The 8856-nt window shown below is 35.0% G+C and carries 11 protein-coding genes, 1 pseudogene and 1 riboswitch; of the genes and pseudogenes, 3 read left to right on the forward strand and 9 right to left on the reverse strand.

The features are described 5' to 3' along the window. Window positions 1-135 precede the first annotated feature (135 nt). From JR053_RS04365 to pgsA, 8 genes and pseudogenes are all read right to left on the reverse strand, one after another. A pseudogene (locus JR053_RS04365) lies at window positions 136-663 on the reverse strand (thiamine diphosphokinase); the annotation flags it as partial. Beyond that, the gene (locus tag JR053_RS04370; protein ID WP_010404806.1) at window positions 635-919 is read right to left on the reverse strand and encodes a SemiSWEET family sugar transporter; all 285 of its coding nucleotides are present in this window, start codon (window positions 917-919) and stop codon (window positions 635-637) included. The pseudogene JR053_RS04365 and the gene JR053_RS04370, both read right to left, overlap by 29 nt. Next, window positions 908-1010, reverse strand: a riboswitch (TPP riboswitch). It overlaps the preceding gene by 12 nt. 76 nt (window positions 1011-1086) lie before the next feature. Then, window positions 1087-1956, reverse strand: a complete 870-nt coding sequence (locus JR053_RS04375; RefSeq protein ID WP_010404803.1) for an SPFH domain-containing protein — start codon at window positions 1954-1956, stop codon at window positions 1087-1089. After that, window positions 1940-2998 (reverse strand): M23 family metallopeptidase, encoded by a 1059-nt coding sequence (locus JR053_RS04380; protein ID WP_010404800.1) that lies wholly within the window; start codon window positions 2996-2998, stop codon window positions 1940-1942. The genes JR053_RS04375 and JR053_RS04380 overlap by 17 nt, the downstream gene beginning before the upstream one ends. Continuing rightward, complete coding sequence (locus JR053_RS04385; protein WP_010404798.1) at window positions 2995-3735, reverse strand: YebC/PmpR family DNA-binding transcriptional regulator; 741 nt, start codon at window positions 3733-3735, stop codon at window positions 2995-2997. The genes JR053_RS04380 and JR053_RS04385 overlap by 4 nt, the downstream gene beginning before the upstream one ends. Window positions 3736-3742: 7 nt before the next feature. After that, on the reverse strand, window positions 3743-4429 hold the full coding sequence (bamD, locus tag JR053_RS04390) for an outer membrane protein assembly factor BamD (RefSeq protein WP_010404795.1): 687 nt from the start codon (window positions 4427-4429) through the stop codon (window positions 3743-3745). A gap of 67 nt (window positions 4430-4496) precedes the next feature. Then, window positions 4497-5453, reverse strand: coding sequence for a hypothetical protein (locus JR053_RS04395; protein ID WP_010404792.1), 957 nt, complete (start codon window positions 5451-5453; stop codon window positions 4497-4499). Window positions 5454-5552: 99 nt separating this feature from the next. Continuing rightward, the gene (pgsA, locus tag JR053_RS04400; protein ID WP_010404788.1) at window positions 5553-6095 is read right to left on the reverse strand and encodes a CDP-diacylglycerol--glycerol-3-phosphate 3-phosphatidyltransferase; all 543 of its coding nucleotides are present in this window, start codon (window positions 6093-6095) and stop codon (window positions 5553-5555) included. A gap of 121 nt (window positions 6096-6216) precedes the next feature. On the opposite strand from pgsA, the gene JR053_RS04405 reads away from it, so the two are divergent. Genes JR053_RS04405 through grxD form a run of 3 tightly spaced genes read left to right on the forward strand, consistent with a single transcriptional unit; the run spans window position 6217 to window position 8148 of the window. After that, window positions 6217-7536 carry a malic enzyme-like NAD(P)-binding protein gene (locus JR053_RS04405; RefSeq protein WP_010404785.1) on the forward strand — a complete coding sequence of 440 codons (1320 nt, stop codon included), beginning with the start codon at window positions 6217-6219 and terminating at the stop codon, window positions 7534-7536. A 38-nt stretch (window positions 7537-7574) separates the two neighbouring features. Then, window positions 7575-7793, forward strand: coding sequence for a BolA/IbaG family iron-sulfur metabolism protein (locus JR053_RS04410; RefSeq protein ID WP_006012412.1), 219 nt, complete (start codon window positions 7575-7577; stop codon window positions 7791-7793). A 16-nt stretch (window positions 7794-7809) separates the two neighbouring features. Next, window positions 7810-8148, forward strand: a complete 339-nt coding sequence (gene grxD, locus JR053_RS04415) for a Grx4 family monothiol glutaredoxin (RefSeq protein ID WP_010404780.1) — start codon at window positions 7810-7812, stop codon at window positions 8146-8148. 57 nt (window positions 8149-8205) lie between these two features. Here grxD and JR053_RS04420 read toward each other — a convergent pair. After that, window positions 8206-8856 (reverse strand): ankyrin repeat domain-containing protein (locus tag JR053_RS04420; RefSeq protein WP_416603674.1); only part of this gene is annotated, 651 nt, incomplete at its 5' end.

Below are 8856 nucleotides of genomic sequence, written 5' to 3' on the forward strand. Positions count from 1 at the left end.
AACCTTTTTTGATAGTATGCATATTGCTTATCAGAAAAATATTGATAGCATTAAACAGGATGCTGATTTTGGTTTTGACTTTGTTAATTCTTCTGTCAGTTAATTCATGCCTGTCAGATCAAGTCTAAACTATTACAATCCTTTAGTTGATATTTGAGCTTTCGGTATACCAAGTAAGGACATTTTAGTATTTTTTAGCAAAGAGGAAAAATAGGTAATACCCTTTTGTAAGGCGTACCCCACCATGGAAGGCGAAGGCATATAAAAGATACTATCTGTACTTGAAAAAATGTTGATATTTTGTAGTATATGATCAATTGCTCCTCCAGTAATACCCGTTACTATTGATGGCAATAACTTTACTGTTTTTAAGTGAGCCATTGCTTTAGAAAAGTCGCAATAATCTTGATCAGGTAGATATACTGTATTTAAATTAGCACGTAAATTCGGATTTATACTATCCAAATCTCCTATTACAAGATCAGGTTTTACGCCAATTGATAGAAGCTTGTTTGCTCCTCCATCTACAGCAATAACAGGTATATCTTGTTTAAAAAACGATGAATCAGGCATTTCTCCATTTAGTACTACAATAGAACGATATTCTTGCTCCACGCTACAATGTAGCATATGGTTATAAAACGCTCCGTGCAGTTTTTGCATCGTAGTAACATTTTTGAACAATTGATATTATACTGATCACTAATCCAGCAATATTACTGAGTATCACAAAAGTTAAACCCTGACAAATACCGTAAATAAGCCAAGATGATGAACAAATAAGATAATTCACCAACATTAGCATCGATATGTCACGAGTAAGTTTTGTGATATATGCTCTATATACTTGAGGCAATAACCCAATGAGAGATGTAATGAACGCGATGAAGCCAAAGCATTCTTCAATATTTATATACATACATTTTCCTACGTTTGTTTTAACAAGATCAGGTTCAAAGGGTTGTACTTTATGTACTCTCAGCTTTTTTAGAGCACCCCTAATGCGTGTAATTTATAACATCATTTAGTCTATTAATCAAGAAATTAACAGTGACTTGCATTCATGAAACCCAATCGGCTTCTATGCTAATTATTATCCAAACTAATAGTCGGCTGTGCATCCTGCTCAGAGATCAGAGCAACTAGCAAATTGTTTATCAATTGAACCTTTTGTTTTCCATCCAATTGTAAGCTTTTATTTTTTTCAAAATGGGCTATTACTTCTTCGATAATTCCTATTGCATTTTGCACTATATGCTTTCTTGCAGAGGTGATGGCATGCGCTTGTTGACGCCTCAGCATTGCTTGTGCAATCTCAGATGAATAGGCCAAATGCGATATTCTTGCTTCTGCAATTTCAATTCCAGCAATATTCAATCTTTGTTGTAGCATTGATCTCAATTCATTTGAAATTTTATCAGAATTTTTACGCAAAGATTCCTCATCGTTTTCGCTATCATACGGATAATTACTTGCCAGTTCTCTAATTACCGAGTCACTTTGCACAAAAACAAAATCATGATAATTATTAACATTATAATATGCCTTCGCAGGACTGCTCACTCTCCAAACAATTACTACTGAAATCTCTATCGGACTTCCATTAGCATCATTAACTTTAATTTTTTCTGTGTTAATATTCTGAAATTTCAGAGACACTCTATATTTACTCGAAAACGGAAGCGTTACGCATATTCCAGACTTAAAATAAGTTCCAATATAATGACCAAAAAACTCTATCACTCTTGCTTCATTAGGGTCATTAACGAAAAGTGCCTGAAGAAAAGTCAAAATTGAAACAGCAGCAACTCCAAGTGCAATTGTGCTGTCATACACAAAAAGTACCAATAAAATTAACCCTAGCGCTATTAGTACAGGAAAAGCCTGAATTTTACTTAGATTTCTATCACTTATCGTATTTTTATCTGTGCTGTCTTTATCAGATTGCTTTTTCACTTGCACCCTCTCTGCTGATTATTTCATCTACCTTACTTACAAATAATTTAAACTCTCTTAATTCACGATCAGGCAACTTTATCTCATTGCCATGAGCTATCGTAAGCGGATCAATATGTTTACCATTATATATAACTTCATAATGTAAATGAGGTCCTGTTGCAACACCAGTGCTGCCGACATAAGCAATGATCTGCCCCTGCTTTACTTTAGAGCCTAACTTTATATCGCTACTAAATTTGCTTATATGTGCGTAACAAGTTGAATATTCATTTTTGTGTTTTATTTTGATGTAATTTCCATAGCCACCATTCTTTCCTATATATTCTACCACACCCTCTGCAGCAGCATATATGGGACTGCCAAGCTTAGCTGCATAATCTACTCCTTTGTGAAAAGCAATTTTACCGCGAACAGGATGCTTTCTATTACCAAATTTCGAAGATATACGAAAATCTCCGTTTAAAGGATTTACAAAAATTTCGCTACTCTTCAAGCTTACCCCCTCTTTATTAAAATACACTTCTTTTGCTTCTTGTGACTCATAATGATACAAGCTAATGACCTTTTTATCTGTTGTCAGTGAAGTATATAAAATTTTTTCTTCGGCCTTCTGATTACTGAGTGATTTTTCACACAGCACCTCCAATTTGCTTTTGGGCACAATGTCTTTTTTAAAATCTACACCATAACCTTTATATATGTCGATTAATCTCATTACTGTATTTGGCGCCAAACCTTCTGCGTCAAAAAAAGAGGATTTTATGTCACTGGATATGAATAACAACTTTCTATCACTTTCTGTCACCAAAGCAGCTTTTTTTTTCCTGATCCCGTGCTGAAGTAACGCTGGAAAGTGGTTTAGGTTGCTTTCTGTTATTCCAGTGCTTGAACAGTTTTTTAATCGAAAATGTTGTATAGCGTGCTGTTTACAATCAATTTCCAGTGTCTGGGCACTGGAATGACAATAGTATTTCTGCGCAAATGTTTCAGTTGCATATGCTGGTAAAATACAAAGCAGTGGAAGTATTACCAGCCTCATAGTTTATCAGTAAAAATAAAATTACCTTCAACATACTGCACATCATCATTATCTTCTAGCTCTTCAACTAATGTAGATAATTTATCAATTAATTCTTTGTCGCTCACTTCAATCAGGTCCTTTGGTTGCCATGAAAGACGAGCAAGTTCTGGTTCTCCAAATTTTGTATAGAAAGCATCACGCACTCTACCAAAATCTTTCACTTCACAAGTTATAACATATAATTCTTCCTTGTTATTTTCCTCAACATTCAATACTTCTAATTCAATTCCATAGTTAAATAAATCTTCAAAATTTATACCCTCTGCTTTATAGACAATTAAGCCTACATGATCGAAAAGGTAACTCACACATCCTGTTTCTCCCAAATTACCGCCTTTGCGAGAAAAGATATAACGTATCTCAGAAGCAGTTCGGTTGCGATTATTCGTCAGAGCATGAACAATAATTGCAGTACCAGAAGGTCCGCAGCCTTCATATTGTATTTCTTCATAATTTTCTCCAGCAACGTTACCAGTTGCATTTTTTATTGCTGTTTCTATTTTATCTTTTGGTAGATTTTCCTTTCGCGCAGCAAAGATAGCAGAGCGAAGACGTGGATTAAGCTCGGGATCAGGTAGCCCTTGTTTTGCAGCAACTGTTATTTCCCTAATGAGCTTCGTAAATTTTTGCGAGCGCTTTGCATCCTGAGCACCTTTTCGATGTTTTATATTTGAAAACTGTGAATGACCAGCCATAAGAAAACTAATTCACCCCTTCTACTAACATATTTTCATACTGCTCAGCTTCTAAGTCAAGGCCAAGAGCTAAGTGAGCTGTTATTAAATAACTAATAACTCTAGAAGAATATTTAGAATCTTTATCGCTTATCATATCTTGAAAACGCTTAATTGCTGCTAAATATTCACCACGCTTTAGGTAAAATTCACCAATAGAATACTCTTTTTTTGATATATGTTCTGTGATTAATTTTTCTTTTTCTTTGATCTCTTCTATATATTCGCTATTCGGAAAAAGATTAATATATTCAGTAGCTAGCTCTAAAGTTTTATATGCAATTTGTTGCCCAAGCTGCACTTTGTTAATTTGCATGTAATAAGATAATACTCTTAAGTAATATACATATGGCAAATCTTCACCATTTGGATAAACGTATATATAATCATCCATATCACTTGCAGCACCGCTGTATTTACCCATATTATAGTGAGAAACCCCAGACAATAATTTGGCTTTCATTGCCCAATAAGATAAAGGATACAAATCCTCTATCTTTTGAAATGCTCTAATAGCTTGCTTATATTTTTTCTGATCATAAAGCTTAACTGCCTCCTCATATAGTTCAGTTTCAGTGTGTTCAAGATCATTCGCATACGACTGCGTGAAGGGGCAAGTCAGAAGAAAAAAGCATATGATTAAAGTCTTATACATAAGATTTTTTTTGATCAAAATAAAGTATAGACTAAATATTACCTAAATAAACAAATTTTTGGCATTATCATCGAACGAAAAGCGGCTCTTGGCCACCATTACCTATATTGCTCGCACCACCACCTATTGCAACACCCTTTCCACTCACTTCTACGTTCTCTAGCTTTCTACTATAAGAATGTGTGATCAATCCACTTCCTACCATCAAAAGAGCAATACCTACCAGACCTAAAGCAGGCCCAACAGCAGATGATGCTAATGCTACTCCAGAAATCAATATTATTCTCCTGATTAGTAATAAAGAAGAACCAGCGAGCATTAACTTAGCTGCAGACATATTGCTTGTCTTTTTTTCAGATTTCTCATCAAAATCTTGCTCTTTTTCTACTTCATATTTTTTACTTTTCTTGTACTCGCGATAGCAGAAAGTAGCACTCGCTACAAAGTAAAATAGACTAGAAATTGAAAAAGCTACGTCTCCTATTATTCCTTGCTCCAATGCTTCACCTACTATGCTAGCCACAATAACTAATGTAACTAAAGCAGCATCAGCATAGTTAAAGTAATCATCAACGGTACAAGGAAGGTCTCTCTTTTCTTTTTCTACTGTTTTCCCACTTTCAATATTCTCCAATTCTCGTTCTTTTTGTGCTATTTTTCTATTATTATAAATTAAATATAGTGTGCAAATAAGATATAAAGTTGTGAAAGGTAATATAGTATGGCCTAATGAGCTGCTTATAAGGCCAAGTAATACCTGATCGCTACATGTTTTTTCGAGCTCAATTGCCATCAATAATGCAAATGGAACCATTGTTACCAATGATACACATTTCCTATGTAGCTCTCTTTTTTTTAGTGTTAATAGTTCTTGTTCGAGCTTTTTGCTTTTTTCTTCCTCTCTTTCTTTTCTGACTTCTTCATCAACTGTTGGCCAAAAATCCCAGAAAAAATCTTCCATTTTAGCACCTTTTTTACCTTTGGATCTTTTTAAAAAAAACTTAGTGCCTGTAATACTAGTCATATGAACAGACCAACTTATGAACTAATACATTATATAGTATTTTAATTACTAAGTCAATGTAATGAAATTATTAACTTTCTTTGTATACTCTTAAGCAATTTAGTCAATCTGTTTGATGCCAGCTAGAACGTAATTATAGCCTGACCACATAGTCATAACAGCCGCAGCCCATAAGCAAACCACACCTATATATTTAGTTGCTTCATAATCACTCATTATTAACGCTACTATAGCAACCATCTGCAAAAATGTTTTAATTTTCCCAGCCTTACTCACAGGTAAACTAACGTTTGTAGCTATCAAGAACTCCCGCATACCTGAAACTAATATCTCCCTACAAACAATTATAACTGACGGTATAATTGTAATATCATCTATCTTGTGCTTATAAACTAGCATGATTATTGTTGAAGCTACTACTAACTTGTCGGCAATTGGATCAAATAACTTGCCAAAATTCGATTGGACTTTCCATGCACGCGCTAAATAACCATCAAAAAAATCTGTAATGCACGCAAACATAAAGATCAATATTGTTATTAGACTTGCATACTTACTCTCTATATAAAAGCTTGATATTATTGCCGGTATTGCGAGCGCACGAGAAATTGTTAGCAAATTAGGCACGTTTTTCTTAAGCATGTCACATCACCCTACATAGTAGATAAATTTATACAGAAGTACAATAGAGTTCACAAGCTAATAGTTGAACATTCATAAAAACCCCATATACTTAGGAAATTACTAACAATAAGCTCAAAGCATGAATAATGATTTAGATAACACCACAAAACAAGAAGCACTTAAGTACCATAATAAAAGTGGTAAACCTGGTAAGGTATCAGTTATACCAACAAAACCCTTATCCACACAGCATGACCTATCACTTGCTTATTCCCCTGGTGTTGCAGCCCCATGCCTTGCAATAGCTAAAAATCCTAAAGCTGTTTATGATTACACGGCAAAAAGCAATTATGTGGCTGTCATTTCAAATGGCACCGCAGTGCTGGGACTTGGCAATATCGGTCCTCTTGCTTCAAAACCCGTCATGGAAGGCAAAGCTGTTTTATTTAAGCGTTTTGCTGACATTGATGCAATTGATATAGAAGTTGACACAGAAAACATAGAAGATTTCATCAATGCAGTAAGGTATCTTGGTCCAAGTTGGGGGGGAATAAATCTAGAAGATATAAGATCTCCTGATTGTTTTATAATAGAGAAACGTCTAAATGAGTTGATGGATATTCCGGTGTTCCACGATGATCAACATGGCACTGCAGTAGTTGTTGCAGCTGGTATAGAAAATGCCCTCGATATTGCTGAAAAGAAATTAGAGAATGTCAAGATCATCATGAATGGTGCTGGAGCAGCTGGTATTGCGTGTTTGGAAATACTAAAGTCCATGGGCGCTAAGAACATAGTGCTATGTGACAAACAAGGAGTAATACACAAAGACAGAAAAGAGGACATGAATAAGTGGAAGGAAAAATATGCAATTGACACTAAAGAACGTTCTCTACTTGATGCCATAAAAGGCGCTGATGTATTCATCGGACTCTCTGCAAAGGATGTGCTCAGCGAAGAGATGTTAAAAAGCATGGGTAAAGACCCGATCATTTTTGCTCTTGCTAATCCTGATCCAGAAGTAAGGCCTGAATTTGCAAAGTCTGTAAGGCCAGATGCAATAATTGCAACTGGTAGGTCAGACTATAACAACCAAGTCAATAACGTAATGGGGTTTCCTTATATATTCAGAGGAGCACTTGATGTACATGCAACGACAATAAATGAAGAAATGAAAATTGCAGCTGCAGATGCAATAGCGAAGCTTGCCCGTGAGCCAGTGCCGAATGAGATATCTGCAGCCTATGGCGGTCGTAAAATGAGCTATGGACGTGAATATATAATACCTACTCCATTTGATCCAAGATTAATTTCTATGGTATCTCCTGCTGTTGCAAAAGCTGCCGTTACCTCAGGTGTGGCAAGAAAGGAAATAGAGGACTGGAATGAGTATGCAAGTCAATTAAAATCTCGTCTTGCTAGTGCTCTCAGCACGCTGAATCTATTGTCTTCACAATAATCAATTGCATATTTTAGACTTATAATTAAAATAAACCAATGACTATTACAATTCACGAGTTAGAGAAAATTATCAAACAATCATTTCCTGATGCTGATATAAAGATTAAGGACCTTGCTGGAGATGATGATCATTATCATTTAAAAATAACTTCCAAGTGTTTTTCTGGAAAGACAAAAATAGAACAACACAGAATGGTATATAAGGCTCTTGAAGGTCAGTCTATACATGCATTGCAACTAGAAACTGGAGCTTAAAATTAAGGTGATATTTATGAACAACTTTGAACAAATAAAAAAAGACATAGCAGAAAACGATGTAGTGCTGTATATGAAAGGCACCTCTGACTTTCCTCAATGTGGATTCTCTGGACTCGTCGTGTCAATTCTCAAAAAATTGAATGTAAAGTTTAAATGCATCAACGTACTTGAGAATGATGAAATACGTCAGTCCATAAAAAGTTTCTCTGATTGGCCAACAATTCCACAATTATATATAAAGGGAGAGTTTGTTGGTGGCTGTGACATAACCCGCGAGATGTATGAAAAAGGTGAGTTACAAAATTTGCTAAAAGAGAAAAAGATTACACAAATACATCAAGAGATGGGCTAGTATACCTCAGTCTCGGTTACACATGCCCATTTATCTCTTTTACATCACATTTTCAACTTATTGTCTTTGTACCTTTCTTGATTTGGCATAAGATTCTACTTTTGCCTCTTTTACAGTCGTACCTGGAGCAGTATCTCCGTCACTTTCTAAGCTATCATTAGAAGAAGCTCTCCTGTCACTTTTTAAATTGTCATTGGAAATATCCATATCTTTAGCTTCTATGTTAGCACTTTGCTCAATAAGATTTTTAACTTTTTGGATAGTTTCTTCCGCAACTGCAGTCATCTTTTGGCCTAATTGTGGTTGCATTAGAGAACTTACTATTTCCATGTGATTTCTTTCGCGAGCTAGATCTAAAGGTGTTTTATTATTCTTATTTTTAGCTTCTATGTTAGCATGTTGACCCAGGAGAAATTCACAAAGCTCTAAGTGATTATAACGAGCAGCATAGTGTAAAGGTGTCCATTTATCATCATCAGCATCATCAACTCCTATTCCTTTACTAAGAAAAAATTCCACTATATCTTTATAACCTGCTTTAGCAGCAGCATGTATAGGCTTTTTATTATGTAATAGTTTAGACTTGATCTGACAAGCAAACAAAGTAAGATAAAAATATAGACAAGTTTTAAAGGAAAGGAGTGTCAGATATGAATACAACACAAGAAAAAATACTAAAACCAAAGTTGGGATTGCTAGAACTTGCAA

The organism is Wolbachia endosymbiont of Nasonia vitripennis, from assembly GCF_048054115.1.
In the GTDB taxonomy this organism is placed as follows: Bacteria; Pseudomonadota; Alphaproteobacteria; order Rickettsiales; family Anaplasmataceae; genus Wolbachia.